The sequence below is a fragment of the Actinoallomurus purpureus genome, assembly GCF_024055795.1.
Lineage (GTDB): Bacteria > Actinomycetota > Actinomycetes > Streptosporangiales > Streptosporangiaceae > Actinoallomurus > Actinoallomurus purpureus.
Map to the genome: position 1 here is coordinate 254,965 of NZ_JAMXMY010000010.1, position 25,741 is coordinate 280,705.

The 25,741-nt window shown below is 69.3% G+C and carries 28 protein-coding genes, 1 tRNA gene and 1 pseudogene; 11 read left to right on the top strand and 19 right to left on the bottom strand.

The window, feature by feature from the left end:
- Nucleotides 1-3: 3 nt before the first annotated feature.
- Complete coding sequence (locus NE236_RS20555) at nucleotides 4-588, bottom strand: hypothetical protein (RefSeq protein WP_252843653.1); 585 nt, start codon at nucleotides 586-588, stop codon at nucleotides 4-6.
- 239 nt (nucleotides 589-827) lie between these two features.
- Here NE236_RS20555 and NE236_RS20560 point away from each other — a divergent pair, with 239 nt between their 5' ends.
- Nucleotides 828-1,346, top strand: coding sequence for a peptidylprolyl isomerase (locus NE236_RS20560; protein ID WP_252843654.1), 519 nt, complete (start codon nucleotides 828-830; stop codon nucleotides 1,344-1,346).
- A gap of 31 nt (nucleotides 1,347-1,377) precedes the next feature.
- On the top strand, nucleotides 1,378-2,259 hold the full coding sequence (locus NE236_RS20565) for a rhomboid family intramembrane serine protease (RefSeq protein ID WP_252843655.1): 882 nt from the start codon (nucleotides 1,378-1,380) through the stop codon (nucleotides 2,257-2,259).
- A gap of 169 nt (nucleotides 2,260-2,428) precedes the next feature.
- Here the strand turns inward: NE236_RS20565 and NE236_RS20570 are convergent, their stop codons facing one another.
- Nucleotides 2,429-2,686, bottom strand: a complete 258-nt coding sequence (locus NE236_RS20570) for a cell division protein CrgA (protein WP_252843656.1) — start codon at nucleotides 2,684-2,686, stop codon at nucleotides 2,429-2,431.
- Nucleotides 2,687-2,808: 122 nt separating this feature from the next.
- On the opposite strand from NE236_RS20570, the gene NE236_RS20575 reads away from it, so the two are divergent.
- The 3 genes from NE236_RS20575 to NE236_RS20585 are packed head-to-tail and all read left to right on the top strand — an operon-like array spanning nucleotide 2,809 to nucleotide 4,425.
- A complete protein-coding gene (locus tag NE236_RS20575) occupies nucleotides 2,809-3,588 on the top strand; it encodes a DUF881 domain-containing protein (protein ID WP_252843657.1) in 780 nt (259 codons plus the stop codon).
- On the top strand, nucleotides 3,569-4,219 hold the full coding sequence (locus NE236_RS20580; RefSeq protein ID WP_252843658.1) for a class E sortase: 651 nt from the start codon (nucleotides 3,569-3,571) through the stop codon (nucleotides 4,217-4,219). Before NE236_RS20575 ends, NE236_RS20580 begins: the two co-directional genes overlap by 20 nt.
- Nucleotides 4,219-4,425: a hypothetical protein gene (locus NE236_RS20585; protein WP_252843659.1), complete on the top strand. Its 207-nt coding sequence runs from the start codon at nucleotides 4,219-4,221 to the stop codon at nucleotides 4,423-4,425. The genes NE236_RS20580 and NE236_RS20585 overlap by 1 nt, the downstream gene beginning before the upstream one ends.
- A gap of 301 nt (nucleotides 4,426-4,726) precedes the next feature.
- Here NE236_RS20585 and pknB read toward each other — a convergent pair whose 3' ends face one another.
- The 7 genes from pknB to NE236_RS20620 are packed head-to-tail and all read right to left on the bottom strand — an operon-like array spanning nucleotide 4,727 to nucleotide 13,793.
- Entirely contained in the window at nucleotides 4,727-6,514 is a 1,788-nt protein-coding gene (gene pknB, locus NE236_RS20590; protein ID WP_252843660.1) for a Stk1 family PASTA domain-containing Ser/Thr kinase, read from the bottom strand.
- Nucleotides 6,515-6,556: 42 nt separating this feature from the next.
- Nucleotides 6,557-8,062 (bottom strand): serine/threonine-protein kinase, encoded by a 1,506-nt coding sequence (locus NE236_RS20595; protein ID WP_252843661.1) that lies wholly within the window; start codon nucleotides 8,060-8,062, stop codon nucleotides 6,557-6,559.
- Between the two features lie 2 nt (nucleotides 8,063-8,064).
- Nucleotides 8,065-9,507 carry a peptidoglycan D,D-transpeptidase FtsI family protein gene (locus tag NE236_RS44560; RefSeq protein ID WP_252843662.1) on the bottom strand — a complete coding sequence of 481 codons (1,443 nt, stop codon included), beginning with the start codon at nucleotides 9,505-9,507 and terminating at the stop codon, nucleotides 8,065-8,067.
- Nucleotides 9,504-11,000, bottom strand: coding sequence for an FtsW/RodA/SpoVE family cell cycle protein (locus tag NE236_RS20605; RefSeq protein WP_252843663.1), 1,497 nt, complete (start codon nucleotides 10,998-11,000; stop codon nucleotides 9,504-9,506). The genes NE236_RS44560 and NE236_RS20605 overlap by 4 nt, the downstream gene beginning before the upstream one ends.
- Nucleotides 11,000-12,559, bottom strand: coding sequence for a PP2C family protein-serine/threonine phosphatase (locus tag NE236_RS20610; RefSeq protein ID WP_252843664.1), 1,560 nt, complete (start codon nucleotides 12,557-12,559; stop codon nucleotides 11,000-11,002). Before NE236_RS20610 ends, NE236_RS20605 begins: the two co-directional genes overlap by 1 nt.
- Complete coding sequence (locus NE236_RS20615; RefSeq protein WP_252843665.1) at nucleotides 12,556-13,041, bottom strand: FHA domain-containing protein FhaB/FipA; 486 nt, start codon at nucleotides 13,039-13,041, stop codon at nucleotides 12,556-12,558. The genes NE236_RS20610 and NE236_RS20615 overlap by 4 nt, the downstream gene beginning before the upstream one ends.
- Before the next feature lie 11 nt (nucleotides 13,042-13,052).
- Nucleotides 13,053-13,793: an FHA domain-containing protein gene (locus NE236_RS20620; protein ID WP_252843666.1), complete on the bottom strand. Its 741-nt coding sequence runs from the start codon at nucleotides 13,791-13,793 to the stop codon at nucleotides 13,053-13,055.
- A gap of 107 nt (nucleotides 13,794-13,900) precedes the next feature.
- Between NE236_RS20620 and NE236_RS20625 the strand changes: the two genes are divergently transcribed.
- Nucleotides 13,901-13,983 (top strand) — tRNA-Leu (locus tag NE236_RS20625).
- A 455-nt stretch (nucleotides 13,984-14,438) separates the two neighbouring features.
- On the opposite strand, the gene NE236_RS20630 is transcribed toward NE236_RS20625, so the two are convergent.
- Together NE236_RS20630 and NE236_RS20635 are read right to left on the bottom strand one after the other, a co-directional pair.
- Nucleotides 14,439-15,089, bottom strand: coding sequence for a response regulator (locus tag NE236_RS20630; protein ID WP_252843667.1), 651 nt, complete (start codon nucleotides 15,087-15,089; stop codon nucleotides 14,439-14,441).
- A gap of 2 nt (nucleotides 15,090-15,091) precedes the next feature.
- The gene (locus tag NE236_RS20635; protein WP_252843668.1) at nucleotides 15,092-16,288 is read right to left on the bottom strand and encodes a sensor histidine kinase; all 1,197 of its coding nucleotides are present in this window, start codon (nucleotides 16,286-16,288) and stop codon (nucleotides 15,092-15,094) included.
- Between the two features lie 179 nt (nucleotides 16,289-16,467).
- On the opposite strand from NE236_RS20635, the gene NE236_RS20640 reads away from it, so the two are divergent.
- The 4 genes from NE236_RS20640 (at nucleotide 16,468) to NE236_RS20655 (ending at nucleotide 19,548) form a co-directional block, all read left to right on the top strand.
- Complete coding sequence (locus NE236_RS20640; RefSeq protein WP_252843669.1) at nucleotides 16,468-16,983, top strand: YceI family protein; 516 nt, start codon at nucleotides 16,468-16,470, stop codon at nucleotides 16,981-16,983.
- Nucleotides 16,984-17,022: 39 nt separating this feature from the next.
- Complete coding sequence (locus NE236_RS20645; protein WP_252843670.1) at nucleotides 17,023-17,964, top strand: ABC transporter ATP-binding protein; 942 nt, start codon at nucleotides 17,023-17,025, stop codon at nucleotides 17,962-17,964.
- Nucleotides 17,961-18,761: an ABC transporter permease gene (locus NE236_RS20650; RefSeq protein ID WP_252843671.1), complete on the top strand. Its 801-nt coding sequence runs from the start codon at nucleotides 17,961-17,963 to the stop codon at nucleotides 18,759-18,761. The genes NE236_RS20645 and NE236_RS20650 overlap by 4 nt, the downstream gene beginning before the upstream one ends.
- Before the next feature lie 346 nt (nucleotides 18,762-19,107).
- Nucleotides 19,108-19,548: a YybH family protein gene (locus tag NE236_RS20655; RefSeq protein WP_252843672.1), complete on the top strand. Its 441-nt coding sequence runs from the start codon at nucleotides 19,108-19,110 to the stop codon at nucleotides 19,546-19,548.
- Nucleotides 19,549-19,662: 114 nt separating this feature from the next.
- Here the strand turns inward: NE236_RS20655 and NE236_RS20660 are convergent, their stop codons facing one another.
- From NE236_RS20660 to NE236_RS20665, 3 genes are all read right to left on the bottom strand, one after another.
- Complete coding sequence (locus tag NE236_RS20660) at nucleotides 19,663-20,259, bottom strand: TetR/AcrR family transcriptional regulator (protein ID WP_252843673.1); 597 nt, start codon at nucleotides 20,257-20,259, stop codon at nucleotides 19,663-19,665.
- A gap of 104 nt (nucleotides 20,260-20,363) precedes the next feature.
- A complete protein-coding gene (locus NE236_RS44565; protein WP_308209132.1) occupies nucleotides 20,364-20,747 on the bottom strand; it encodes a helix-turn-helix domain-containing protein in 384 nt (127 codons plus the stop codon).
- Between the two features lie 113 nt (nucleotides 20,748-20,860).
- Nucleotides 20,861-21,628 carry an SDR family NAD(P)-dependent oxidoreductase gene (locus NE236_RS20665; protein ID WP_252843674.1) on the bottom strand — a complete coding sequence of 256 codons (768 nt, stop codon included), beginning with the start codon at nucleotides 21,626-21,628 and terminating at the stop codon, nucleotides 20,861-20,863.
- Between the two features lie 284 nt (nucleotides 21,629-21,912).
- Here NE236_RS20665 and NE236_RS20670 point away from each other — a divergent pair, with 284 nt between their 5' ends.
- Nucleotides 21,913-22,647, top strand: coding sequence for a sulfite exporter TauE/SafE family protein (locus NE236_RS20670; RefSeq protein ID WP_252843728.1), 735 nt, complete (start codon nucleotides 21,913-21,915; stop codon nucleotides 22,645-22,647).
- 19 nt (nucleotides 22,648-22,666) lie between these two features.
- Here the strand turns inward: NE236_RS20670 and trxA are convergent, their stop codons facing one another.
- The 5 genes and pseudogenes from trxA to NE236_RS20695 form a co-directional block, all read right to left on the bottom strand.
- On the bottom strand, nucleotides 22,667-22,981 hold the full coding sequence (gene trxA, locus NE236_RS20675; protein ID WP_252843675.1) for a thioredoxin: 315 nt from the start codon (nucleotides 22,979-22,981) through the stop codon (nucleotides 22,667-22,669).
- 112 nt (nucleotides 22,982-23,093) lie between these two features.
- Nucleotides 23,094-23,357 (bottom strand): annotated as a pseudogene (locus tag NE236_RS45545) (MerR family transcriptional regulator); the annotation flags it as partial.
- Nucleotides 23,321-23,941 (bottom strand): RNA polymerase sigma factor, encoded by a 621-nt coding sequence (locus NE236_RS20685; RefSeq protein ID WP_252843676.1) that lies wholly within the window; start codon nucleotides 23,939-23,941, stop codon nucleotides 23,321-23,323. The gene NE236_RS20685 and the pseudogene NE236_RS45545, both read right to left, overlap by 37 nt.
- Nucleotides 23,942-24,067: 126 nt before the next feature.
- A complete protein-coding gene (locus NE236_RS20690) occupies nucleotides 24,068-25,153 on the bottom strand; it encodes an alpha/beta fold hydrolase (RefSeq protein WP_252843677.1) in 1,086 nt (361 codons plus the stop codon).
- 105 nt (nucleotides 25,154-25,258) lie between these two features.
- Nucleotides 25,259-25,663 carry a hypothetical protein gene (locus NE236_RS20695; RefSeq protein ID WP_252843678.1) on the bottom strand — a complete coding sequence of 135 codons (405 nt, stop codon included), beginning with the start codon at nucleotides 25,661-25,663 and terminating at the stop codon, nucleotides 25,259-25,261.
- Nucleotides 25,664-25,741: the final 78 nt, after the last annotated feature.

The following is a 25,741-nucleotide window of genomic DNA, read 5'->3' on the forward strand; positions in this document are numbered from 1 at the left end:
TCGTCAGGACGTGCGGGCACGCTCCGTGCTGTCGTCGTCCGACACCGACGAGAGGTGCTCGGCCGGCGCCGGCTCGGGCTCCTCGGCCTGCTTACGCGCGACGGTGCGACGCGTCGCGATCGCTCCGGCGGCACCGAGCGCGCCACCGGCCAGCAGCAGCGTCGCGGCGATGCCGCGCCGGGCACGCCGCGGTCGCGGCGGCTCGATCCTCTCGGCCGTCCGGCGCAGCATCGAGCCGACCCGGGGGCCCAGCTCCTCCTCGACGTACGCACCGGCCCGGTCGAGTCGCGGCGCCCCCCACATGCGGGCGTTCTGCACGCCCATGGAGGCCGCCTGGCGGGCCTGGCCCGCAGGGGGGCCGAGCCGCTGTGCGGCGCTCTGAGCGGCGCTCTGGGCCGACAGCGCGGCCGTCTGTGCCGACTGCGCGGTCCGCTGGGCCGTCCGCTGCGCTGACCGGACGGCACGCTTCTGCGCCCGGCTGAGCTCCGAGAGACGCAGCTGCCGCGCGCTGCGCATCGCGCGCTTCTGCGCCCGGGTCAGCTGTGAGCCTCGCAGCTTCACCTGCGGCTTCTTCGATCGTAGGGACATGGATACCCCTCCGTAATGTGCGGTCTCGACGAACCTCTTCCCTCGGAAGGCGACGTCAATCACCGGATCCGTGAGGATGCGGTTCGGCCGCGCGCCGCGTGCCGGCCCGGCCCGCCGACCCGGTGCAGCGCGCACGACGGGTCGTCCGGGCAAGCGGCGAAGCAAGTAGCGTTGGCTACCTCAGTGACATCCGAACGCGCCCGCCGAGGGCGCACTCCGATACCGAGGAGGCGGTCTCCATGGCCGAAGAACTCATCGCGACCCTGCGCACGACCCTGGGTCCCATCGTCATCCGCCTGTTCCCCGCCCAGGCGCCCAAGACCGTCGACAACTTCGTCGGCCTCGCCGAGGGGACGATCGAGTGGACGCACCCCGAGACCGGGCAGCGGTCGACGAACCCGCTCTACAACGGCACGATCTTCCACCGGGTCATCGACGGCTTCATGATCCAGGGAGGCGACCCGCTCGGCCAGGGCTTCGGCGGCCCGGGCTATGAGTTCGAGGACGAGATCCACCCGCAGCTGCGCTTCGACCGTCCGTACCTCCTGGCGATGGCCAACGCCGGCGCGAACACCAACGGCTCGCAGTTCTTCGTGACCGTCGTTCCCACGTCGCATCTGAACGGCCGCCACACCATCTTCGGTGAGGTCGTGCAGGGCAGCGAGGTCGTCGACGCGATCGCCAAGGCGGAGATCGGCCGTAACGACCGCCCGGTCAAGGACATCGTTCTGGAATCGGTGACGATCGAGCGTCGTTAGACAGGTACCGGCCCACGACGAGAAGGCGACGATGAGCACCGATCGGCCGCAGGCCCAGGCTCCCGGGGCATCGATGTGCTACCGGCATCCGGACCGGGAGACGTACGTCCGCTGCACGCGCTGCGACCGGCCGATCTGCCCGGACTGCATGCGTGACGCCTCGGTCGGGCATCAGTGCCCCGAATGCGTCCGCGAGGGCAACCGTACGGTGCGTGAGGCGCGTACGGTGTTCGGCGGCCGGATGCGGGGCCGCCCGGTGGTGACGCTGACGCTCATCGCCTTGAACGTCCTCGCCTACCTGGGGGAGCTGGCCTCGCCGGCGTTCGTCGGCCGGTTCGAGATGATCGGCGGGATGCCGGCGCACGGCCGGCTCCCCGGGTTCGGCGTCGCGGACGGCGAGTGGTACCGCCTGATCACCGCGGCGTTCCTGCACATGCCGATGAACGCGGGCGGGTTCGGCATCACCCACATCCTGTTCAACATGTGGGCGCTGTGGGCGCTCGGCCCGCAGCTCGAGCACGTGCTCGGCCGCGTGCGGTTCACGGTGCTGTACGTCCTGTCGGCGCTCGGCGGGAACGTCCTGCTCTACCTGGTGGACCCGACTCAGCCCGCCGTCGGCGCCTCCGGCGCGATCTTCGGGCTGTTCGCGGCGTTCTTCGTGGTCGGCCGCCGCCTGGGCGTCGACACGCGCGGCATCGTCTTCCTCATCGTGATCAACCTGATGTTCACGTTCACCTTCTCCGGGATCTCCTGGGAAGGGCACGTCGGCGGGCTGGTCACCGGTGCGGTGCTCGCGGTGGCGTTCGCCTACGCCCCGCGCCGGCGGCAGAAGGCCGTGCAGGTCGCCGCGTCGGCCATCGTCGCCGCGCTGCTCGTGATCCTCACCGCCGTGGCCACCGCGCTCGCCTCCTGACGCCTCCTGGACGGCGGGCAGGCCCTCCGTCCAGGCGTTCTCACGCAGGCGACGTCATCCGGCCGCGGACGGCGTTTCCGCCCGCGGCGTACGCGGCGAAGGGCTGGGGACGGGCGCTGTGGATAACCCACAGGGCGGTCCACAGGGTGTGGATAACCGTGTGGGGAAGTCAACGCCAGCGCGTCGACAGCACCACGCCGACCACGATCACGCCGAATCCGATGAGCAGGTTCCAGTTGCTCAGGGAGGTGATCAGCGGCACCGTGGCGCTGACGCTCGCCGTGATGTAGTAGACGGCGATCCAGGCGAGGCCGAGCAGCCAGCAGGCCACCATCGTCGGCACCAGCCACCGGGGGCTGACCGCGACCTTCTGTGAGCGCTGCGGCGGGGTGTAGACGGCCTTCTTGCGTACCTTCGACTTGGGCACGGTGGGTCTCTCCTCGGGGCGGAACGCGGCCGCACGCCGGGTCCGCGCATGGGTCAATTTGTCAGTTAGCGTAGTCGCTGGTGTGCAGCGTACGACCTTATTGGGGGCGGTGGGGTGTCGCGATGCGGCGAAAACCCGGTAACGGCGGGATGAGCGGCGCCGGCCGGGCGTGGCGATACGCGATCCCCGCCCTGACGATCTTTGCCGGAACCCTCTTCACGGCCAGCGCGAGCACCGCGCACGGAACGGACCTGCGCGGCGGCGGCCGTACGAAGATCACCGAGCTCATCGCCCAGGAACAGCGGCAGTACCAGGGCTCGCAGGCACACTACGGCCATCTGCGGCGGCAGGTGGAAGGCCTCGTACGGGCGGCCGGGCAGCGTGACGCCCGGGTGAAGGCCGCGCAGGAGGACGCCGACCGCCTCGCGGCCCGTACGGGCTTCGCCCCGCTCACCGGAGGCGGCGTCCGCGTCAGCCTCGACGACGCGCCTCCCGGCCGGCGGATCGCGGGCGACCCCGGCCCCGACGACCTCGTCGTCCATCAGCAGGACGTCCAGGCCGTCGTCAACGCGCTGTGGACCGGCGGTGCCACGGGCGTGCAAATCATGGATCAACGTCTGATCTCGACCAGCGCCGTCCGTTGCGTTGGCAATACGCTCATCCTCCAGGGCGTCGTCTACTCGCCGCCGTTCCGGATCACCGCCACCGGCGATCCGGGTAGGCTGCGAGCGGCGCTGGACGCCTCGCCGGCCATTCAGGTCTACCGGCAGTACGTCGCCGAATACGGACTCGGGTACACCGTGACAACCCTCAAGAAGACCACGCTGCCCGCCTACACGGGCAACGTGCAGCCGAAGTACGCCACCGCCCAGGAGCCCGACGGTGCGAACGCTCATCCGTAGCCTCGGTGAACTCTGCATCACCGCCGGGGCCGTGCTGCTGCTGTTCGTCGCGTACGAGCTGTGGGGAACGGGCGCCTACACGCAGGCCGAGCAGCGCAAGCTGGACGGCGAGCTGACCCGCACCTGGGCCGCGCCCCAACGGAAGCCCTCGGGGGCCGTGACGGCCGAGCGCGTGCAGCTGGGGCACGGCCTGGCCCTGATCCGGATCCCCCGGCTGGGGAAGGGCTTCCACTACGTGATCATCGAGGGCGTCTCCGTCGCCGACCTGCGCAAGGGGCCCGGTCACTACCCGGGCACCGCGATGCCAGGGGAGATCGGCAACTTCGTCGTCTCCGGGCACCGGACGACCTACCTGGCGCCGTTCAACCGCATCGGCGAGCTGCAGGCCGGTGACAAGATCCTCATCGACACCCGGACCCGGCAGTACACCTACAAGATCACCGGCAAGACGGTCGTCTCGCCCTCCGACGTCAGCGTCGTCGCGCCGGTGCCGGAGCACCCGACCAAAGACCCGACCGACCGGCTGATCACTCTCACCACCTGCCACCCGAAGTACTCTGCGGCCCAGCGGCTCATCGTGTTCGGGCGGATGGTCGGCTCGATCCCACGGGTGAACGGAGCATCTTCCTGATGTACACCTGGCTGTGGCGTCACCTGCCCGGCGGACCGCTGACGCGGGTCTACACCGCCGTGGTCTGCCTGCTCGTCGCCGGCGCCCTGCTCTGGTACATCGTCTTCCCCTGGTTCGAGCCCAAGATTCAGTTCGATCACGGGACGGTCGATGACGGCGGCACGTCGGCTACGGCACCCCCGACCCCGGGCGCGAAACACCGGTAAAAAGATTATTGGGAGACCGTGTAACGCCAGGGGGGGTCAAGGCGGATCAACGAGTGAGGGCTTCCGCCGTTGCCCCCGAGCGGCGGAAGCCCTCCCTCATGTCCGGAGCGTCGCCGTCGTGAACCCGCGCGGCCGGAATCACGATGTGCGCCCGGCGGCCCCGCCTTCGGCGGAGGCGGGCGACCCCCGTACGACGGACTCGCGGTCCTGTCGGGCGTCCCCACGACGCGACCCCGGCACGAACACGACGGCGTCTCCACCCCCGAGGGGTGGAGACGCCGTCGCGTTCGATCGGTGTTCCTCAGAAGCGCGGCCAGCCGGTGCCTCCGGTGTCGCTCGGGTCCGGGCTGGTCGGCGGTTGCTGCGGCTGCTGCTTGGCGACGACCAGGACGACCGTGCTGCTCTTGTTGGCCGTGTCGCCGTCCTTAGGGCTCTGGTCGACGACGGTCCCGGGGACCTGCCCGTCCTGGGCGGTCACGTAGGTCACGCTGGCCCTGAAACCGTTACTCCTCAGGTCGGCCTTGGCGTCGCTGAGCTGCTTGCCGACCTCGTTCGGCACGGTGGTCTTGCCAGGACCGTCGGAGACGATCAGATTGACCTCGGTGTCCTTCGCGACCTTCGTGCCGGCGGTCGGATCAGATTTGATCACGTAGCCCTTGGGCACGGTGGAGCTGTTCTCCTTGTCCGAGGAGCCGGCCTTGAGGCCGACGTTCTCCAGGGCGTTCTTGGCGTCGTCCTCGCTCTTGCCGCGGAGCGTTGGGACCGTCACCTTGGGCTTGCCGGTCGAGACGACCAGGGTCACCTCGGTGGTCGCCACCTTGGTCTTGTCGATCTTGGTGTTCTCGTTAGGCGTGACGCTGATGACCTTGCCGCTGTCGACCTGGTCGCTCGACTTCCGCTTGGTGTGGATGTGGCCGTCGGTGATGCCGATGCCCTCCAGTTGCTGCTTGGCGGCGTCCTGGTCGTTGCCGACGACGCCGGCCGGGATGGCGACGGTCGTGGCGTCCTTCTGTGCGCCACCGCCATCGTTGAACATGACGAACAGAGCCGTCACCGCGCCCACGGCGAGCAGGCCGACGACCACCCACAGCGCGATCTTCTTGCCGGGGCCCTCGGACTTCTCCGGCTCCCCGTAGTTCACCGGGGGCAGGTCGTAGCCCATCGTCGCCGGGCGCGCCGCATGGGTCTGCGGGCCGCCCTGCATGACCTGGGTGCCGCCGTTCATCGCCATGGTCGGGGCGGAGACCGGCATGCCCTGCAACGCGCGCTGGATGTCGGCGCGCATCTCCGCCGCGCTCTGGTACCGGTAGTTGGGGTCCTTCGTGAGCCCCTTCATGACGATCGCGTCGGCCCAGTGCGGGATCGACGGGTCGATGCGCGACGGCGGAGGTGGCTCCTCCCGCACGTGCTGGTAGGCGATGGCCACCGGCGAGTCGCCCTGGAACGGCGGGCGCCCGGTGAGCAGCTCGAACAGCACACAGGCGGTGGAGTAGAGGTCGCTGCGGGCGTCGACCCGCTCGCCCCGCGCCTGCTCCGGCGAGAGGTACTGCGCCGTGCCGATGACCTGCGCCGTCGCGGTCATCGTGGCGGCCGAGTCGGCGAGCGCGCGGGCGATGCCGAAGTCCATGACCTTGACCTCGCCGCTGGGGGTCAACATCACGTTGGCCGGTTTGATGTCCCGGTGCACGATCCCGCCGCGATGGCTGTAGTCCAGCGCGCGCAGGATCCCGTCCGTCATCTCCATGGCCCGCTCGGGCGACAGTTTCTGCTCGTCGCGCAGGACGTCGCGGAGCGTGCGGCCCTCGACGTACTCCATGACGATGTACGGCACCGGGTTGCCGTCGATCACGTCTTCGCCCGTGTCGTACACGGCGATGACGGATGGATGGTTCAGCGATGCGGCGGACTGCGCCTCCCGGCCGAACCGCGCCTGAAACGTCGGATCCCGGGCAAGATCGGCCCGAAGCGTCTTGATCGCGACAATTCGATCAAGACGAAGATCTCGAGCTCGGTAGACCTCGGCCATGCCACCACGCCCGATGACACCATCGAGCTCGTAGCGACCACCGAGTAGCCGAGGCTGAGTCATGTCACGCACTTTCCCTCGTCGTCTACACCGTGCTCTCCGAACCTATCCGCCTGGAGAGCTGCTGACAGGCGGCTGTTCCGGAGAGGTCGACGGCGATTCCGCCGCCGGTGTGGTAGGCGTCGTTTTCGGGGTTCTCCTCGTTCTGGTCGGTTTCGGGATGGGCGCCGAGCTCGTCGCCGAACTCGGCGTCGATCCGGGAGTCGTCCGTTCGAATGTCGAACCCGAGGGTACGGGTCGATACGTCGGCTCGCCAAGATGGGGCCGTCGGGTGTGCCTCGCCGGAGCGGTACGGCCCGCCGGCTGGACCCGGTTGCCGTCCACGAGCTTAGTGTGGTCGGGGGCCTTCCACAGCGCTCCGACGGTGAACACGCCAGCGCCGATGACGATGACGGCGGCGGCTCCCACCAGAACGAACCGGCCGGTGCGGCCGCGCCGGCGCGCGTGGGAGCCCCGTGCCGTCCCGGCCGCGGACGCGCCGATCTGCTCGGTCGCGAAGCCGGGCTGCTGGTATCCGGCCGCGTCGTCGGCCGGCCACGGCCGGGCCGCCGGGCTCCCTCCGGTCCACGAGGCTTCGGCCGACCACGGCTGAGATGCCGGGCTCTCGCCGGTCCAGGACGCCTCGGCCGACCACGGCTGGGACGCCGGACCCTCCGCCGCCCATTCCCCGGCGACGGGACTCTCGACCGTCCACCCGTACGCCGCGGCGGTCTCCTCGGCGGCGGCGGCGTCCCCGAGGCCCAGCGCGTGCCGGATGGCGTAGGCGCCCTCGGCGACCTCCTGTGCCGAGCTCGGCCGGTCGTCCGGGTGCTTGGCCAGCAGTGCGCCGACCAGGCCGCGGACCGCCGGCGGCATCGATGTCGGCAGCGGCGGCGGCTCCTCCCGCACGTGCTTGAGGGCCAGCGCGACGGGGGTGTCGGCGACGAACGGCGGATGCCCGGACAGGCATTCGTACGCCACGACGCCGAGGGCGTAGAGATCGGCGACCGGGGTCACCCGCTTGCCCGTCGCCTGCTCCGGCGCGACGTACTGCGCGGTGCCCATCACCATGCCGGTCTGGGTCATGGAGCTGTCACCGCCCCGCGCGATGCCGAAATCGGTGATCTTCACGGTGCCGTCGTCGGTCACCATCAGGTTGCCGGGCTTGATGTCCCGGTGGATGATGCCCGCCGAGTGCGCGATCTGCAGCGCCCGCGCGGCCTGCCCGATGAGGTCCAGTGTCGCGTCGACCGACAGCCGCCCGTCGCGGGCGAGGATCTGCGAGAGCGTCTCGCCGAGAACGAGCTCCATGACGAGGTAGGCGAGGTCGTCCTGCTCGCCGTAGTCGTACACCTGGGCGATGCCGCCGTGCTGGAGCCCCGCGGCGAAACGCGCCTCGGCCCGGAATCGGCCACGGAACGTCTCGTCGTCGAGGTACTGCTGTTTGAGCAGCTTGACCGCCACCGGCCGGCCGAGGAGCCGGTCGGTGGCCTTCCAGACTTCGCCCATCCCGCCGACGGCCAGACGCTCGTCAAGCACGTAACGGTCGTTCAGGACGTCTGGGGGGGTCATGGTCAGCGCACCGCCTGGGCGATTCTCAGGGCGATCGGCGCCGAGAACTTCGCACCGGTCGAACCGGTCGGTCCCTCGGTGACGACGGCGAAGGCGACCTTGGGATTGTTCTTCGGGGCGAAGCCGACGAACCAGTCCTCGTTGACGGACGTTCCCGTCTCGGCCGTTCCGGTCTTGCCGGCGATGTCGTTGCCGCCGATCGTGCTCGCCGCCGTACCGTGGTCGACGACCGCGCGCATCATCTCCTGCAGCTGTTGGGCCGTGTCGGCGCTGATCGGCTGGCCGATCTGCTTCGGGTCGGCCGTCACCAGCTCGGACTGGTCCTGGGCGGTGACCCGCTTGACGAGGTACGGCTTCATCATCTTGCCGTCGTTGGCGATCGCCTGCGCCACCATCGCCATCTGCAGCGGCGTCGCGGTCACGACCTCCTGACCGATGCCGCTGCGGGCGAGGGAGTCGCCGCCGATGGTCTTGGTCGGGTAGACGCTGGAGGCGCTGGACATGTCCTTCTCGACCTGGACGCGCTGGTTGAAGCCGAACTTGGCCGCCATCGCGCCGAGCTGCTGCTGTCCCTGCTTGATCGCGAGCCGGCCGAACGTCGAGTTGCAGGACGCCGCGAAGGAGTTGATCAGGGACGGGGCGCCGCTGCACTTGGCCTCGTCGCCGTCGGAGTTGGGCAGTGTGCGGCCCGACTCGGGCAGCTTCAGCTCACTGGCGTCGAACGACGAGTCCTTGTTGAGAAGCCCGCTCTCGATCGCCGCCGCCGAGTTGACGATCTTGAATGACGAGCCCGGCGCGAACGTCTCGTTCATCGCGTAGTTCAACATCGGGTCCGGCTTCTGATGCTGCAGCGACGTGAAGGCCTTGTTCGCCTTGACCCCGTCGTGGGTCGAGACGTCGTTCGTGTCGTACGACGGGAAGGACGCCATCGCGAGGATGGCTCCCGTCTTGACGTCCAAGGCGACCGCCGCGCCACGCTTGATCGTCCTGTTCTTGACGCCGCTGTAGGCCGCCTGCTGCGCGCCCGGGTCGATGGTCGTCTGTACGGTGGCGCCGGCGGCCTTCTTGCCGACCAGGGCGTCGAACCACTTGTGCAGGGCCAGCCGCTTGTCCGTGCCGTCCAGCAGGCCGTTCTGCGCGCCCTCCAGACCCGTACGGCTGAACACGCTGACGTAGCCGGTGATCGGCGAGTACATCGTGCTCTCGTTGTAGTGCCGCTGGTAGTTCTTGCCGTCCTTGTCCGTCTTCGTCGAGAAGGCGAGCGTGACCTTCCCCGCCATGATCGGGCCGCGGTTGTACTGCCACTGCTGCGCGAACTGACGGGAGTTCAGCGGGTCGGTCCTCAGCTTGTCGGCCTGCGACCCCTGGATGTAGTTGACGTTCACGATCAGGACGACCACCAGCAGCAGGCCGGCGACCGCGACCTTGCGGAGCGGCTTGTTCACTGGGTACTCACCACCTGGGTCATTCCTTCGTCCTGGATGGGCTGCGGGGCGGGTCGCCGCGCGCCGTCACTGATGCGGATCAGAATGGCGATCAGAATCCAGTTCGCGAGCAGCGACGATCCGCCCTGGGCGAGGAACGGAGTGGTCAGACCGGTCAGCGGAATCAGCTTCGTGACACCGCCGACGATCACGAAGACCTGCAGGGCGAAGACGAACGACACGCCGCCCGCGAACAGCTTCGCGAAGTTGTCCTTGGTCGCCAGCGCGGCCTTCATGCCCCGCTGCACGATCAGTGCGTACACGATGAGGATCACCATGACGCCGGTGAGTCCGAGCTCCTCGCCGAAGGACGTGAAGATGAAGTCGCTGTAGGACAGCGGAGTGCGCCACGGCTCGCCCTGGCCGAGGCCGGTGCCCAGCACGCCCCCCTGGCCCATCGAGAACAGGCCGAACATCAGCTGACTGCTGTCGGTGATGTAATGACCGCCCTTGGCCACACAGACGTCGTAGTGGGTCTGATTGACGATCTTGCCGGCGATCTGACAGCCGCCGTCGAAGTAGGCCCTCGGGTCCATCCAGGCGTCGATCCGCTGCGCGACGTGGGGGATCATCGGCGCGACGAGGCAGGCGCAGGCCAGCAGCAGCGCGCCGATGACCACCCATATGAAGCGTTCGGTCGCGACGTACAGCATGCTGACGAACAGCCCGAAGAACAGGATGGCCGTTCCGAAGTCGTTCTCCAGGGCGAGCACGCCCAGGCAGATCACGAAGATGACGAGGATCGGGCCGAGGTCACGGCCGCGGGGCAGATTGACCGGCCCGATCTTCTTCCCGACGATCGACAGCGTCTGGCGCTTGTTGACCAGGTACCCGGCGAAGAACGCCACCAGCGCCAGCTTGGAGAACTCGCTGGGCTGGATTGAGAAACCGCCGATGCGGATCCAGATCTTCGCGCCCAGCGCGCCACTGATCGATGACGGCAGGAAGCCTGGGAGGGCGAGGAAGAACAGGCCGACGGCGCCGATGGTGTACATGTAGCGCTGCAGGACCTTGATCTCCTTCAGCACCAGCAGCGTCACGGCGAAGAAGATGATGCCGAGCGCGGTCCACATGAGCTGGTTGGTCGTGGAGGGCCCGATGTAGGAGATCTTCTTGCCCTCGGCGATCGCCTTCTTCTGGTCCAGGCTGGTCTTGAGGTCCAGCCGGTAGATCATGGCCAGGCCGATGCCGTTGAGGAACACGGAGAGCGGCAGCAGCAGCGGATCGGCGTACGGTGCGAACCGGACCACGACGAAGTAGGCGCCGGCCGCGAGGATTCCGAGGCCGATACCGTATCCGTACATTCCAGCAGGCAGGCTGCCGTCTCGCGCCAGTCCGACCTGCGCGAAGCCCGCGATGGTGATGACCATCGCGAAGATCAGCAGGCTGAGCTGGGCGCTCCGCCGGGGGCGGGTCGCGATCTGAACCTCGGGTTCGGCGGCTACAGAGGTCATCAGTGAGTGCTGTTCGACTTGGGAGGACACCCGTTTTTGCCCGGGTGGCTGTGGCACGCGTCGGCCTGGTCGCGCAGCTCCAGCACCTTGGTGCGCGCCTTCTGCACGTCCGGTACGACGATGCCCTTGTGCACGCTTTCCTTGACCGGTTTGGGGAGCTCGCTCGTCTGCACTGGCGGACTCGACGCCTCGAGGACGGTCTCGTCGCAGCCCTGCTGCTTCTGCCCCTTGCCCTTCCAGATCGTCACGACGCCCTGGGTGTTGTCGGACACGACGATGTGGCAGACGCTCTGCCGCAGCTTGTCGACGGTGCTTCGGGCCTTCGTCAGACTGCTCAGGTTGTCGATCGTCCGGGTCACCGAGTCCCGTGCCGTCGGGGTCAGGTCCGCGACCTTCAGCGCCGGGCTCGGGTGCTCCTTCAGGTGGGACAGTTTGAGCCCCAGAACCGATTGGTTCATCCCCTGGAAGATGGCGACCTGACCACCGTCCGCGGCGACGTAGTACTGCCCCTGGACGGTGCTCCAGGTGACGTACGACCCGCCGGCGGCCAGCAGGACGACCGCACCGGCCGCCGCCACCACCCACGGCCAGCGACGCCGTCGCCGCCCCACCGCCATCTGCGGCAGCGTGTCGTCGGGCTGCCGGCCGATCGCGGGCATGTCCGCGACGGTCACCGGCGACGGCTGCTGCTGCGGCTCCCGCAACGCGGCCGCCCGCTGCGCCGGCGTCTCCGCGGCCATCGCGCCGGGCGGCGGCATGTCCGCCTCGCCTCGACCCACGCCTGAGCTGTGCGCGGCGCCCGCGGTGATCGAAGCCGACGGCGGGCCGTGCTGCTGCTCCAGCTCGACGACGTCGGCCACCACACACGTGATGTTGTCCGGTCCGCCACCGCGGTTCGCCAGATCGATGAGCTGGCGTACGGCCTGGTCCGGCTCTGCCACCGTGCTCAGCGCGTGGTGGATCGTCTCCGCGCTCACCACCGTGCTCAGCCCGTCGGAGCACAGCAGGTAGCGGTCGCCGAGCTGCGCCTCGCGCAGCGAGATGTCCGGGTCGACCTCGCCCCGCCCGTCCAGCGCCCGCAACAGAAGGGAACGCTGTGGGTGAGAAGCGGCCTCGTCCAGGCTGATCCGGCCCTCGTCGACGAGCGACTGCACCAGCGTGTGATCATGGGTGATCTGGAAGAGCTCGCCGTTCCGGAGGAGGTACGCGCGGGAGTCCCCGATGTGGACGAGGGCGAACTGCGGGCCGTTCCAGAGCATCGCGGTCAGGGTGCAGCCCATGCCCTGCAGGGACGGGTCACCCTCGACGATGCTGTGCAAGGTCTCGTTGGCGCGGTGCACCGACTGCTCGAGCACGCCGACCAACTCTTGTGGCGGGACGTCGTGGTCGAGCGGCTTCAGGGTCTCGATGGCCGCGGCGCTGGCGATCTCGCCGCCGACATGGCCGCCCATGCCGTCGGCGACCGCGAGCAACCGGTACCCCGCGTACGCCGAGTCCTCGTTGCCCTCGCGAAGCATGCCGACGTCCGACCGGGCGGCGAAGCGAATTCCGATGGTCATTTGCGCAGCTCTATGACGGTCTTCCCGATGCGGATCGGTACGCCGACGGGGACGGGTTCCGGCCTGCTCACCTTGGCTCGCCCGAGAAAGGTGCCGTTCGTCGAACCGAGATCCTCCACGAACCACTGACCGTTCTGCGAGAAGAGCCGGGCGTGCCGTCCCGAAGAGTAGTCGTCTCCCAGAGGCAACGTGACGTCATTGGCACGACCCATCGTGATCTCCGTGCCGGCGAGATCCATCGTCGTGCCGGCCCGGGCTCCTTCGGTGATGACGAGCTTGGTCGGTTCCGCCCGCCTGGCGCGCGGCGGCGCCGCCGACCGCGGCGGGCGGGCGGGTTGGGCGGCCTTCCGGGGCCGTGCCGCCTTCGCGGCGGCCTTCGAACCCCACAGGTCGGCACGGATGACGCCCGCGGCCGCGATGACGAACAGCCAGAGTACGGCTAGGAACGCCACCTTCATGAGCGTCAGGGTGATTTGGTTCATCGGAGTCGGAGCTACTCCCTATCGCGGCGGAACACCAGGGTTGTGCGGCCAAGCGTCACCCGTGCGCCGTCGTGCAACGTCACACGGCGGATCGGCTGGCCGTTCACGAAAGTGCCGTTTGTCGACCCTAGATCAACCGCAACCACCTCCGGGCCCTCGACTCTGATCTCGGCATGGTGCCGGGAAACGCCCGGATCGACAAGCCGAAGATCACAATCGGTGCCCCGGCCGAGCAGTGTCACCGGGGTGGTCAGGTCGTACATGTGACTCTTCTGGCCCTCGGTGCTGACCAGCAGTCGCGGCCGGCCGCCGGCGAACCCGCTCGGCGGTGGCGGCATGTCGCTCATCGGCTGGCGGATCTCACCGCCCTCGACCGTGGAACCACGGATGACGCCGGAACGGATCCGGAACATCCCCGTCCGCAGGTCATCGGCGTTCTCGAACCGCACCCGCACCGGGCCGACGAAGGAGTAACCCTGCTCCTTCGCGTGCTCACGGGCGAGGTTGGCCAGCTCCTGGCTCAGGCTGTCGGCGTACACCTCCAGCCGCTCACCGTCCGGATGTGAGATCTCGACGACGAAGTCGTTCGGCACCAGCGTGCGACCCTGCGCCACGATCGCGGCGCGTTCGTCCATCTCGCGCTGAATGGCGCTGGCGACCTCGACGGGCTGGAGTTCCGACTTGAACGCCCGCGCGAAGGCACCCTCGACCATGCCCTCGAGCCGACGCTCGAAGCGCTGTAGGACACCCACGTGCACCTCCCCTCTCCACTGCTAGACGATCGTATCTGTGCGCTGGTTCGTCCCGAGCAACCGATTCGGACCACGCAGGGAATGGTGCTAACCTTTGGACGCGCCCGGGGCGGGTGGCGGAACGGCAGACGCGCACGGTTCAGGTCCGTGTGTCCGAAAGGACGTGAGGGTTCAAATCCCTCCTCGCCCACTCGGTGTCGGGGTCAGTGTGGTCGGAAGCGGGGGCTTCCTCCCTCTGACCCCTTCGTCATTTCCTCCGGGGGGACGACCCCCCGGGCCCCCCGATGTGGGGGGGCTTCGCCCCCCACGCCCCCCTGCGCGGGCTGGGGTTGGCGGGTCCGGGTGCTGGTGGGGGTTTCGCCCCCCACGCTCCCCCCTGCGCGGGCTGGGTGGCGGTCCGGGTGCTGGTGGGGGCTTCGCCCCCTGCACCCCCCGCCCAGGCTGGAGCTCGTGGTCCGGTTGTCCGGGACTGTTCTGTGGGGGCTTCGCCCCCTACCCCCTGCTCGGGTTGGGGCTGGGGGCTTCGGGTGGGTGGCCGCGAAAAGATTTACGTGGTTGGTTCGTGTCGAGTGCGTCCTCGCCGGAGCTGAGATCACGGAGTTCTCTGTTGTTTCAGCTCCATCCCTTGCGATGGGGACTCGCGGGCTACGAGTCGACGATCCCCGCGTCGTGCGCGAGTAGTCCGGCCTGGGTGCGGTTGACGCACCCCAGCTTGTCCAGGGTGCGTGACACATAGCCCTTGATGGTGGCCTCGGAGAGGAACAGCCGTGCCGCGATCTGCGCGTTCGACAGGCCCTCGCCGAGGCCGGCCAGCACTTGGGCCTCCCGCTCGGTCAGCGAGCCGACCAGTTCGCGCGCGCGTTCCCGGGCCGCCAGGTTGTCCGTCGACACCGCGACGAGTCGGCGGGCGGCGGCGGGCGACAGGACGGTGTGCCCCTGGGCCGCCGCGCGCACCAGCCCGATCAGCTCCTCCGGCGGCGTGGACTTGACCAGGAAGCCGGTCGCCCCGGCCCGCAGGGCACGCAGCACATACGGGTCGGCGTCGAAGGTCGTCAGCACCACGACGTTCGGCGGGTCCGCCAGCTCGTTGATGCGCTGGATCGCGGTCAGGCCGTCCATGCCCGGCATGCGCAGGTCCATCAGGACGACGTCCGGGCGGTCCTGCTGGACGGCTTGGAGGCCGGCCGCCCCGTCGTGTGCCTCAGCGACGACCTCGATGTCCTCGGCCGAGCCGAGGATGGTGCGCAGAAACACGCGCACCATGGGCTCGTCGTCCACTACCAGCACTCGGGGCATTCTCACACCGTCAATTCCGCGGTAGGTACGTGCGCGGGCAGCGTCGCCTCGACGCTGAACCCGCCGTCGGGACCGGGTCCGGCACGCAGTCTGCCCTGCACCAACTCGACGCGCTGCCGCAGGTGGGGGATGCCCAGACCGGAACCGGAGCCGGCGAGGGCAATGCTGGGTCTGCTGGTCGGTGGCGTGTTGTGCACCGTGAGCCGCAGCCGCGCCTCCTCGTACTCGACCCGCACCGTCACCCGCGCGCCGGGCGCGTGCTTGCGCACGTTGGTAAGAGCCTCGCGCAGTACGCGGTAGGCGATGCGCCCCACCACCGGTGAGGCGAGTGCAGGGTCGCCCTCCTGGATCAGTTCGGTGGGTATCCCCACCGCGACCGACTCGGCGATCAGGTTGTCGAAGCCTCCCACCGAGGGCGTGTGATCGCCGTCGGACGCGGCGCGCAGGATGCCGACCACGTCGCGCAGCTCGTCCAGTGCCTGGCAGCCCGCCGCCCGCAGGTCCTCCGCGGCCTGCCGGGTCGCCTCGTCCTTGGCGGTCACGCGCAGCGCGCCGGCTTGCAGCACCATCAGGCTCACTCGGTGGGTGACCACGTCGTGCATTTCGACGGCCAGCCGCGCGCGCTCCTCCGCGCGCGCCTGCTCGGCCAGCAGGTGCTGCTCCCGCTCGGCCCGCTCGGCCCGCTCCACCAGGGCGCAGACCATCCGCCGGCGGGCATCGAAGTACAGCGCCAGCAGCGGGCCGACCGCGGTGCGCAGCAGCCCTATCGTCATGACCGTCACCGACGGGTCCCAGGGCCGCATGACGACGACGGTCAAGGCGGCGACCGCGACGAGCGCTCTCCTGCGGTTGTGCCGGTAGAACAGCGGACCGTACGCGGCCAGCACGGTGGAAAAGGGGGCCCAGGAATTCTCGTGGTGCGCCGGCGTCAGCGCGCCCACCGGTGAGATCAGCAGCGTCACCGCCAGCGTGAACGTACCGAGCACGCCGACGACGGTGAGCGGGGCGGTGCGGCGGACGGCCAGCGAGCCGCAGGCGAGCGCCTGCACGCCCAGCATGACCCAGGCGAGGGTGCCCGGGTGATCCGGCCACCACGTGGCGCCGACCAGCGTCACGCCGGTGTCGAGCAGCCCGAAGGCGACCGCGATCGCCACGTCCAAGGCGACCCGGTGCACTCGGTACCACGGTGCCTCTGCCATGCCTCCTACCGTAGGGAATGCGGGCTGTCGTATCGCCCGAACGGGAATCGCTCAGTACGTCCGTCTTGGGCGCACCATGCGAAAGTCGTATGCCACTCCCTGCGAACAGCCCCTTCGTCGCTCCCGGAACCGACGGCCGGCCCTGTCGCGCGAGGGTCCGCCGACATGAGATTAGGGGCATGGCTACGACGAACAACCCCGTCACGACGACCCCCCGGCTGGGCCGCTACACGATCGACACGAACCGCTCCTCCATCACGTTCAGGAGTCGCCACTTCTTCGGCCTGCTGCCGGTGAAGGGCACCTTCGCGATCCGCAGCGGAACGATCGAGGTGGCCGAGCCGCTCGCCGAGTCGAGCCTTCGGGTGGAGGCCGACGCGGCGAGCTTCCACACCGGCAACGACCAACGGGACGCGCACGTACGGTCGGCGGCGTTCCTCGACACCGGCCGCCACCCTCTGATCACGTTCGTCTCCGACGGCGTGGACACCACCACGGTCTCCGGAACGCTCACCGTGTGCGACGTCTCGCAGCCCGTGAGCCTGGCGATCGTGCACTCCGAGGTGGCCGCGGAGACCTTCACCGTGCGTGCCACGACCCGGGTCGACCGCCACGACTTCGGTGTGACGGCGTCCCGCCTGATGGCCGGGCGGCACCTCGACCTGACGCTGGAGGTCACCTGTGTGCATCGCTGACCTCGACGACCGCACACCACCGAATCACCGGAGACGACCATGACCAACGCGGTCGTGGTGGAAAGTCTGCACAAGGCCTACGGCACGGTACGGGCCGTGAACGGCGTGACCTTCACGGTCGAGCACGGCGAGATATTCGCGCTGCTGGGCCGCAATGGTGCAGGCAAGACCACCACCATGGAGATCCTCGAGGGTTTCCGCACCAGGGACGGCGGGCGTGCCGAAGTGCTCGGCCTCGACCCGGGCGACCCGGCCACCAAGCGACGGCTGAGCGAGCGCATCGGTCTCGTGCTGCAGGACATCGCGGTCGAGCCGTACCTGACCGTCCGCGAGACGATCGCCCGCGACGCGGGCTACTACTCGGCGCCGCGCGACATCGACGAGGTGATCGGCCTGGTCGACCTCGTCGGACATGAGAAGAAGAAGGTCCGCACGCTCTCCGGCGGCCAGAAGCGCCGCTTGGACCTCGCACTGGGAATCATCGGCGACCCCGATCTGCTCTTCCTCGACGAGCCGACGACCGGGTTCGACCCGAACGCCCGCCGGGGCGCCTGGCGGCTGGTGCGGAATCTGCGCGACGCGGGGATGGCCATCCTGCTCACCACGCACTACATGGAAGAGGCCCAGGCGCTGGCCGACCGCGTGGCGGTGATCGCCGCCGGGCGGATCGTGGCCGAGGGCACCCCCGACGCCCTCGGCGGACGCAATACCGCGCAGACTCGCATCCGTTTCGAGCTGCCTCCGGCGTGCGCGGTCACCGATCTGCCGGTGGCCGCCGTGCCGGGCGATGACGGCCTGGTCACCGTGGAGTCCGCGGAGCCGACCGAGATGCTGCACCAGCTGACCGGCTGGGCGCTGGGCCGCGGTGCGGTGCTCGCCCGGCTGACCGTCGACCGGCCCAGCCTGGAGGACATCTACCTGCATCTGACCGGCGATGACCGGAGTGCGCCGGAACGCACGCTGGAAAGGAGCGCACCGTGACCGTTGCGGTTCCGGGCGCGGGGCACCGCGCACCTCGCCGCGGGGTCGGCCTGTTCTGGCACCAGATTCGCTACGAGCAACTGACCTTCTGGCGCAACCCGCAGAGCGCGTTCTTCACCTTCGTGTTCCCGGTCTTGGTCATCTCGATCTTCGGCGGGTTGTTCGGTGACGTCAAGGACAGCTCTTTCTACTATGGCGGGGACGCGCTCCAGTACTACGTGTCCACGATCATCGCGATGTCCGTACTGGGCTCCTGCTACAGCCAGTTGGCCATCGTGCTCGCGACCCGGCGCCAGAACGGGATCCTGAAGCGGGTCCGGGCCACACCGCTGCCCGCCTCCGTGTACTTCGTGGGCCTGCTGGCGCACTGCGTCCTGGTGAGCTTCGTCGACGTCCTGCTCATCATCGTGGTCGGCCGGTTCTACGGGCTCTCGCTGCCCGCGTCCTCACAGTGGCTCCCGATTGTCGTATCCCTGGCGCTCGGCGCGACGGCCTACTGCGCGCTCGGCGCCGCCGTGGCCTCGGTGATCAAAAACGCGGACGCCGCGCCGGCCGTCGTGCAGTTCGTCCTGTTCCCACTAGTGATCATTTCCGGCACCATGGTGCCGATCCACGGCGCCATCGGCACCATCTCCAGCGTGCTGCCGGTGAAGCCGTTGAACGACGCGCTGCTGACCGCCTTCACCGGCAGCGGCTCCGGCTTCCGGTGGCATGACTACGGCACTCTGCTCGTGTGGGGTGCGGTCAGTGCGGTGGTGGCCATCCGCCGGTTCCGCTGGGACCCACGGCCGGAGTAGATCGATCCCGAAGCCGTTCCACCGCCGTTCGGTCGGCGACATGCCGATCGTCACGGAGGCGGGCGTCTTGCTCCGCGGTGTCTACACAGACGAGAAAGATGCTCGCGTGGGTAGATGCCGCTGAACGAGGCGTCCCGCCCCCTGGGGGACGTCGCGCCACGGTCCTCCGGCGTCGGGGTGGGAGGGGGCGATGGGTCCCGTCAAGGCGCGCGGGACGGCGCTCCTTGCGGCTATCTCGGCTGCCCGCAGGTGAGAATTGTCAGCGCCGCGGGCCTGACATCTCTGGGTGCTGTGTTGTCGTACTAGTGAGAAGTCAAGGTTCCACACCGAATGGGGATGGGTAGCGATGCCTACGCAACGCGAGGTAGACGAAGCCAAGGTCAGGCGGCAAGTCGACAAGATAGTCGAAGGAATCCGAGCCAAGGATCTCGAGGGCCTGAAGCAGCTTTACGCAACGGACGTCGTGTCCTTCGACGTCGAGCCACCGCTGCAGCATGTAGGAATAGCGGCGAAATTGAAGAACTGGGCGAATGTGTTCACGTTCTTCCAGGATGCGACTTATGAGGTGCGCGACCTGACGCTCACCGTGGGCGACGAAGTGGCATTCGGGCACTGCTTCGGTCGGCTCAGCGGCACGCTGAAGAACGGGACGGCGACGAGCGGTATGTGGGTCCGGGGCACTTTCTGCTTCCGGAAGATCGACGGCAATTGGTTGATCGTGCACGACCAGGCTTCTGTGCCGTTCGATATATCGAGCGGCAAAGGAGTGACAGACCTCGAGCCCTGACGAGTCGCAGAAGTTGGGACCGGCACGCAGCTCTGACGCTTTTCGCGGGCTACGAGTCGACGATCCCCGCGTCGGGGTGGGAGGGGGCGATGGGTTCCGTCAGGTGTCGCCGGCTCATGAGGGTTCGGCGAAGGCGCCGGCGGACGCGGCGAGGGCGGCGGTTCTGGCCGTCTGGTCGGGCAGGTGCGGGTCGGGTGGCGTGCGGAGAAGCACCAGCTGGTGGTACAGCGGTGCGGTGGCGGCGATGAGCAGTCGCCGAGCGTTGGTGTGCGGCGGGAGTTCGCCGCGCCGGATGGCCCGGCTGACGATGATCTCGCAGCGGGCGTACCGGTCCTCCCAGAGTCGCCGTTGGGCGCGGTCGGCCTTCTCGGAGCGGAATGAGGCGGCGATCAGGGCCGCCGCGATCGGCGGCTGTGCGGTCAGTGCGTCCTGGATCTCATGGTTCAGTGCCGCCAGGTCTCCTTCCAGCGAGGCGGTGTCCGGAGGTTGCCAGGCGTCGTCGCTCGCCGCGTCGAGGACGTCGGCGAGCAGGCCGCCGACGTCTCCCCAGCGCCGGTACACCGTTGCGCGGTGCACGCCGGCACGGGCGGCGACGGCCTCCATGGTGAGCCCGTCATAGCCGTGCTCTCCGAGCTCCGCGAGGACCGCGTCGAGTACCTGCGTACGGATACGGGCGGTGCGGCCGCCGGGGCGGCGTCGGGTCGGTGGCACGGGCCGGGTGTCCTCCGGTCGTGGTGCTGGGGGAGTCATCGCTGGTGGTCCGGTTGCTCGGTGGGACGGCGTCGTGGCATCATCTTAATGCAGCAGTTGTCGCACTAGTGATGATCGATGCTCTTCCGAGCGTTCGCCCGGCCGTGCGGCCCTTGACGCCGCCTTGTCGCGCCTGTTCGCCGTCGCCGATGCCTGACGCCCCCCCCGCGAACACCCCTCGCAGGAAGGAAACGATTGGTGATGTCAACCGTTCCCGCCGACCCGACCGTGGTGCATCCGATGCCCGAGCAGCCGCGTGCCGTCCCGGCTCGCTCGATCGCGGCCTCGGATCCGAGGGCCGCGCGGAGCCGGGACACCTGGGACTGCAGGGCGTGCACCGACAGTGCACCGTCGGAGTCGATCTCGTCGGCCAGCCGGTCGGCCGAGACGACCTCACCGGGGCGGACCAGCAGCAGCGTCAGGAGCGCGCGGCGGGCCGGTCCGCCCAGCGGAACCTCGGCGCCGTCGCCGCGCCACGCCGGGTCTCGCCGAGGATTTCGAATCGCATGCCGGTGATTATTCATCCGCGATCACGTGCGGGTGATCGGGCCCGTGGTGGTGATCACGGGGCGATCGGACCGAGGTAGGTGCCGCCCGAGACGTCGACGGTCTGGCCGGTGACCCACCGCCCCTGCGGGCCCGCCAGGAACCCGACGACGTCGGCGACGTCCTCGGGTTCACCGAGCCGCCCGAGCGCGGTGATCGCCTCCAGGCCGGCGACGACCTCGGGGATGGAGGTGTACCCGGCGGTCAGGTCGGTCCGCACCGCGCCCGGCGCGACGGTGTTCACGGTGATGCCACGCCTGCCGAGCTCGTTGGCCAGCGACGGGGTCATCGACTCCAGCGCCGCCTTGCTGATCGTGTAGCCGATCTGGGTGGAGACCGCGAACCGGCTGGCCGTCGAGCCCATGTTGATGATGCGGCCGCCGTCGTTGAGCAGCGGTAGCGCGCGCTGGATCACGAAGAACGGCGTGGTGACGTTGATCGTGAGCAGCCTGTCGAGCTCCTCCGGGGTGACCTGCGCGATCGGGCTGCCCGAGCCGATGCCCGCGTTGTTGACCAGGATGTCCAGGCCGCGTCCGGCCAGCTCCGGGGTCAGGCGCTCGAACAGCCGGTCCACGGCACCGTCGTCGCCGAACCGGGCCCGGACGGTGAACGCCCGGCCGCCCGCCTCCTCGATCCGCGCCACGGTCTCCTTGGCCGCTGCGTCGTTGCCGCCGTAGTGGACGGCGACGAGCGCGCCCTCGGCGGCCAGCCGCAGCGCGACCGCCCGCCCGATTCCCCGCGAGCCACCCGTCACCAGCGCGGTCTTACCGGTCATCGTGCCCATTGCCTGACTCCTCGCTCCTGTCCGGTCCTCGGTGGATCCGGCGATGGAGCAACAGTGGCGGCGGCCGCTCACCGGACGCTCACCGCGCGCTCACCGGAGATCGACCAGGAGACGGCGCGAGAGTTATCTCACTAGATGAGGTGCATTATCTTATTTTGTGGGACGTGGAACTAAAGTCGCCGACCATGAGATCCCCCGATCGCTGGGCCGTTGTGGGCCTGACCGTTGCCGTACCGGGTGCCGGATGCGTCGCGATCTTCGAGTTGTCCGCACGGCCGTGGGCGATGGTCGCCGTGCTCGCGGCGGGGGTTGTGGCCGGCGCCATGAATGCGATCATCGGATCGGGCTCCCTCATCACCTTCCCCACGCTGCTTGCCGTGGGACTGCCGCCGATCACGGCGAACGTCTCGAACAACATCGGCCTGGTGCCCGGCGGGGTCACCGGTGTCCTCGGATACCGGCCCGAGCTCGCGGGTCAGCGTGGTCGTCTCGCTCGGCTGGTCCCGGCCTCGGTGGCGGGTTCGCTGATCGGCGGGTTGCTGCTGCTCAATCTGCCGGAACGCGCCTTCACGGCGGCCGTCGCCGTGCTGATCGGGCTGTCCTGCGTGCTGGTCCTGACCCAGCCCGTGATCAGCCGCCGGCTCGCCGACCGGCCCCGGCGGGCGCACGGCGGGCCCTGGCTGTGGCTGGGAGTGTTGGCGGCCGGCGTCTACGGCGGCTATTTCGGTGCGGCACAGGGCGTGCTCCTGGTCGGCCTGTTCGGCGTCTTCCTGGATGAAGACCTGCAACGCGCCGTCGCCGCCAAGAACGTCCTGACGCTGCTGGTGAACGCCACGGCGGCGGTGCTGTACGTGCTGGTCGCGAAGGTCGACTGGTGGGCCGTGCTGCTCGTCGCGCTGGGTTCGATGGTCGGGGGCCTCCTCGGCGCGAGGGTGGGGCGTAGGCTCCCGCCCCCGGTTCTGCGCGGTGTGATCGTCTGCGTGGGCGTCGCGGCGGTGGTCAAGCTTCTCAGCGGTTGATGAGCGACCGGCGGCATGGTCAGAGGTGGTCGGCCAGGTCGGCCAGGAGCCGGCGCTTGGAGCGGGCACCCATGATCTGCTGGACCACCTGGCCGTCGCGGTAGAGGTTCAGGGTGGGGAAGCCCATCACGTCGTACCGCTCCACGATCTCCGGGTTCTCGTCACCGTTGATCTTCGCGATCCGGATGCGGTCGCCGTACTCCGCCTCGATCTGCTCGAGGATCGGGGCGATCATCCTGCAGGGCGGGCACCACTCCGCCCAGAAGTCGACCAGTACCGGCTTGTCGGCGCGGAGTACCTGCTCGTCGAAGTTCTCGCTGGTCAGCGTGATCATTTGTTGCCTCCGGAAACAGGGCGCAGCCGGGCCGGGCCCGCGCCAGTTGGTCGGCCACTTCGGCACGCCGCCTGATCAGGGCGCGGATGTCGGCGTCGATCTCGGCGAGCTTGCGCCGGTAGACGGCGACCGACTCCGGGCACGAGGCCCCCGTCGACTGCCCCGACCGCAGGCAGTCCACGAACGGCCGGGCGTCCTCCAACGTGAACCCCGCCGTCAGCAGCGAGCGGATCTCCACCACCAGACGGAGATCCGACTCGTCGTACTCCCGATAGCCGTTCGCGGCGCGGCGTGCCGGGAGCAGTCCCTGCTGCTCGTAGTAGCGGAGCGCCCGCGTGCTCACCCCGGCCCGCTCGGCCAGTTCCCCGATCCGCACCGGTTCCTCCCTGATCCGTGGCCGTCAGCGACGGTACGCCTTGACACCGGCGTCAATGTCAAGCAGCGGCGGTGGCCCGATATGCCCGTAGGCGTCGTGTCGGCGGACCCGCCCGGCACGCGGCGTGGATCTCGCCGGCGTGCCGGGCGGGCCCCGTCCCCGTCAGGGCCCCAGACCATAGGCGTGGACGGTGCCCTTGGCGATGCCCAGAGCGGACTCTGCGCGCTCACGCGTTCGGCGACGCGCTCGCTCGGGGACTCGATCGCCGGGTCGACGCCGGTCCGGGAGATGAGCCGCCAGAAACGGTTCTCCGCGCGGTGGTGCCGCCCGACCAGGTGGGTGGCGATGCCATAGAGCCAGGGCCGGGCGTTCGCGCACGTCAGGTCGTAGCGGTCCCGTTGCCGGAAGGCGATCAGGAAGGTCTCGGCCATGAGGTCGTCGGCCTCGTCGCGGCCGAGCCTCCGTGCGATGTACCGGTGGATCGTCGGGTGGTGCCGGTCGTACAGGACGGCGAACCGCTCCGGTTCGCGCAACGAGACCTCGATCACCTCGGCATCGGTCTCGGCGCGCAGTTCGCCCCTCACGGGCGTCTCGTTTCAGGCATGCGACCTTCTCGGGTGGCGGGGGATGTCACCTGTTGTTGCCGCGACCGGTGACGCCGCTTCCCCGGGTGCCGCGAGCCGTACCGATGACCGTCTCCGGTGGGGCTCTTACGGGCGCGAATCTCGCCGTCTGAGCAGCGGTCTGCGCCACAGGCGGAGGTGCGGGGCGACTTCCTCGCCGTCGACGAGGGTGGGTACGGTGGCCGGTTCGATGCCGGTCGCACGCCGGAGCAGGGTCCACAGGTGGCGGTTGACGTCGGCGGCGCGCTCGAGGGTCAGCAGGTGGCCGGCGCCGGGGATCACCACGAGGTCGGCTCCGGGGATCTGCGCGGCCAGGGCCTCGGCGTGCTGTACGGGCGTGAGCAGGTCCCGGTCGCCGACCATGACGAGGACGGGCACGCGGCCGAGCGCGGGCAGGGCCGCTCGCTTGTCGTACGTGATGAGCTCCGCGTAGAAGTCGGCGATCACCTCGAGGGGGACGGACGCCATCAGCCGGGTGGTCACCTCGGCGACCTGCTTCGACACGTGGGCTCCGAAGAGGTACGAGCGGGTCAGCAGGAAGGACATTCCGCCGAGCGGTCGTCGCGCGGCGTCGATGAGCCGGGCCTGGCGGCGGAGCGTGGCGAGCGTGACGGGGACCATCCGGTGCAGGACGCGCGCGGTGCGTTCGGGGAGCCCGATCGTGATGGAGGACAGGTCGCCCGAGGAGGTCGACGCGAGGAGCACGCCGGCGATCCGGTCGCCGAACAGCTCGGGATGCGCTTCGGCGAGCCCGAGGATGGCCATGCCGCCCATCGAGTGGCCGACCAGCACGACGGGCCCCTCCCGCGCGGCCGTCTCCAGCACCGCGTACAGGTCACGGCCGAGCTGGTCGATGGTGGCGTTCGGCGGGGTGCCCCACCCGGATCGGCCGTGTCCGCGAAGGTCCCAGAGCACGACGCGGACCCGGCCGGCCAAAGTGTCGCGCTGGACGTGCCAGCTGGTGGAGTTCAGCAGGAATCCGTGGCAGAACACCACGGTCACGTTCGCCTCGGGAGACTCGCGCACCTCGACGTGCAGCCGGACTCCGTCGTCGGCCGTCACCGCCAGTGTCCGGAGATCCGTGGCGTCCCGATGCCGTGTGTCGCGGTCGGGGGCTCCGCTCATCCACCAGCTGTGCCTGCTCAGGACCCTAGTGATCTCCGTGAACGACATGGCCGCCTCCGCCCGTTGCCGCTCCCAGCTGTTTACGGTGGCCCCTAACTCCAGTTTGAGTCATGGTGAAGGCATCGTCAAAGAGAGAGGCCGTGCCGAAGGAGCTCACGGACCGGGCGGTGGGGTACGCCAGGTCAGGGCGACGGACAGCGCGGACGTGCGCGGGCCGATCGTGATGGAGTACCCGTTGGCGCCGAGCCCGACCGCCGCGTGCCGTAGGGGACGCCTGAGGCGGCGGCCGATCCGCTGGACGCCCGCGGCCACCGCCACGGGCACTCCCGCAGACCGGTCGTGGGTGCGGTAGAAGGCGGCGACGACGTCCGAGCAGAGTGCGGTCCATGACGACACCGCGGCGTACACGGCGACGGGATCCTCGCTCTGATTCCTGTCGTCGATGGCGTGCTCGACCTCGGCGAGCACCGATGCGAGCCCGTCCTCATCGGCGTTGGCCGTGATCTCGCGTACGCGCTCGGCGATCTTCTCCCGGAAGACGTCCGCTGGTCCTTCCATCGTTCCCCCCTGAAGCCGGCTGCTGTCTTCATCGTGTGCGGCCCCACGCGAGCGGCAGGACGGCCGATCGTCCCGAAC

Coding starts and splice junctions, on each gene's coding strand:
- NE236_RS20640 (WP_252843669.1), top strand. CDS start 16,468: ATGGCTACGACGAACAACCCCGTCACGACGACCCCCCGGCTGGGCCGC.
- NE236_RS20695 (WP_252843678.1), bottom strand. CDS start 25,663: ATGGAAGGACCAGCGGACGTCTTCCGGGAGAAGATCGCCGAGCGCGTA.
- NE236_RS20655 (WP_252843672.1), top strand. CDS start 19,108: ATGCCTACGCAACGCGAGGTAGACGAAGCCAAGGTCAGGCGGCAAGTC.
- NE236_RS20595 (WP_252843661.1), bottom strand. CDS start 8,062: ATGACCCCCCCAGACGTCCTGAACGACCGTTACGTGCTTGACGAGCGT.
- NE236_RS20560 (WP_252843654.1), top strand. CDS start 828: ATGGCCGAAGAACTCATCGCGACCCTGCGCACGACCCTGGGTCCCATC.
- NE236_RS20575 (WP_252843657.1), top strand. CDS start 2,809: ATGCGGCGAAAACCCGGTAACGGCGGGATGAGCGGCGCCGGCCGGGCG.
- NE236_RS20630 (WP_252843667.1), bottom strand. CDS start 15,089: ATGCCCCGAGTGCTGGTAGTGGACGACGAGCCCATGGTGCGCGTGTTT.
- NE236_RS20665 (WP_252843674.1), bottom strand. CDS start 21,628: ATGGGCACGATGACCGGTAAGACCGCGCTGGTGACGGGTGGCTCGCGG.
- NE236_RS20670 (WP_252843728.1), top strand. CDS start 21,913: ATGGTCGCCGTGCTCGCGGCGGGGGTTGTGGCCGGCGCCATGAATGCG.
- trxA (WP_252843675.1), bottom strand. CDS start 22,981: ATGATCACGCTGACCAGCGAGAACTTCGACGAGCAGGTACTCCGCGCC.
- NE236_RS20635 (WP_252843668.1), bottom strand. CDS start 16,288: ATGGCAGAGGCACCGTGGTACCGAGTGCACCGGGTCGCCTTGGACGTG.
- NE236_RS20690 (WP_252843677.1), bottom strand. CDS start 25,153: ATGTCGTTCACGGAGATCACTAGGGTCCTGAGCAGGCACAGCTGGTGG.
- NE236_RS20610 (WP_252843664.1), bottom strand. CDS start 12,559: ATGACCATCGGAATTCGCTTCGCCGCCCGGTCGGACGTCGGCATGCTT.
- NE236_RS20645 (WP_252843670.1), top strand. CDS start 17,023: ATGACCAACGCGGTCGTGGTGGAAAGTCTGCACAAGGCCTACGGCACG.
- NE236_RS20565 (WP_252843655.1), top strand. CDS start 1,378: ATGAGCACCGATCGGCCGCAGGCCCAGGCTCCCGGGGCATCGATGTGC.
- NE236_RS20615 (WP_252843665.1), bottom strand. CDS start 13,041: ATGAACCAAATCACCCTGACGCTCATGAAGGTGGCGTTCCTAGCCGTA.
- NE236_RS20555 (WP_252843653.1), bottom strand. CDS start 588: ATGTCCCTACGATCGAAGAAGCCGCAGGTGAAGCTGCGAGGCTCACAG.
- pknB (WP_252843660.1), bottom strand. CDS start 6,514: ATGACTCAGCCTCGGCTACTCGGTGGTCGCTACGAGCTCGATGGTGTC.
- NE236_RS20585 (WP_252843659.1), top strand. CDS start 4,219: ATGTACACCTGGCTGTGGCGTCACCTGCCCGGCGGACCGCTGACGCGG.
- NE236_RS20605 (WP_252843663.1), bottom strand. CDS start 11,000: ATGACCTCTGTAGCCGCCGAACCCGAGGTTCAGATCGCGACCCGCCCC.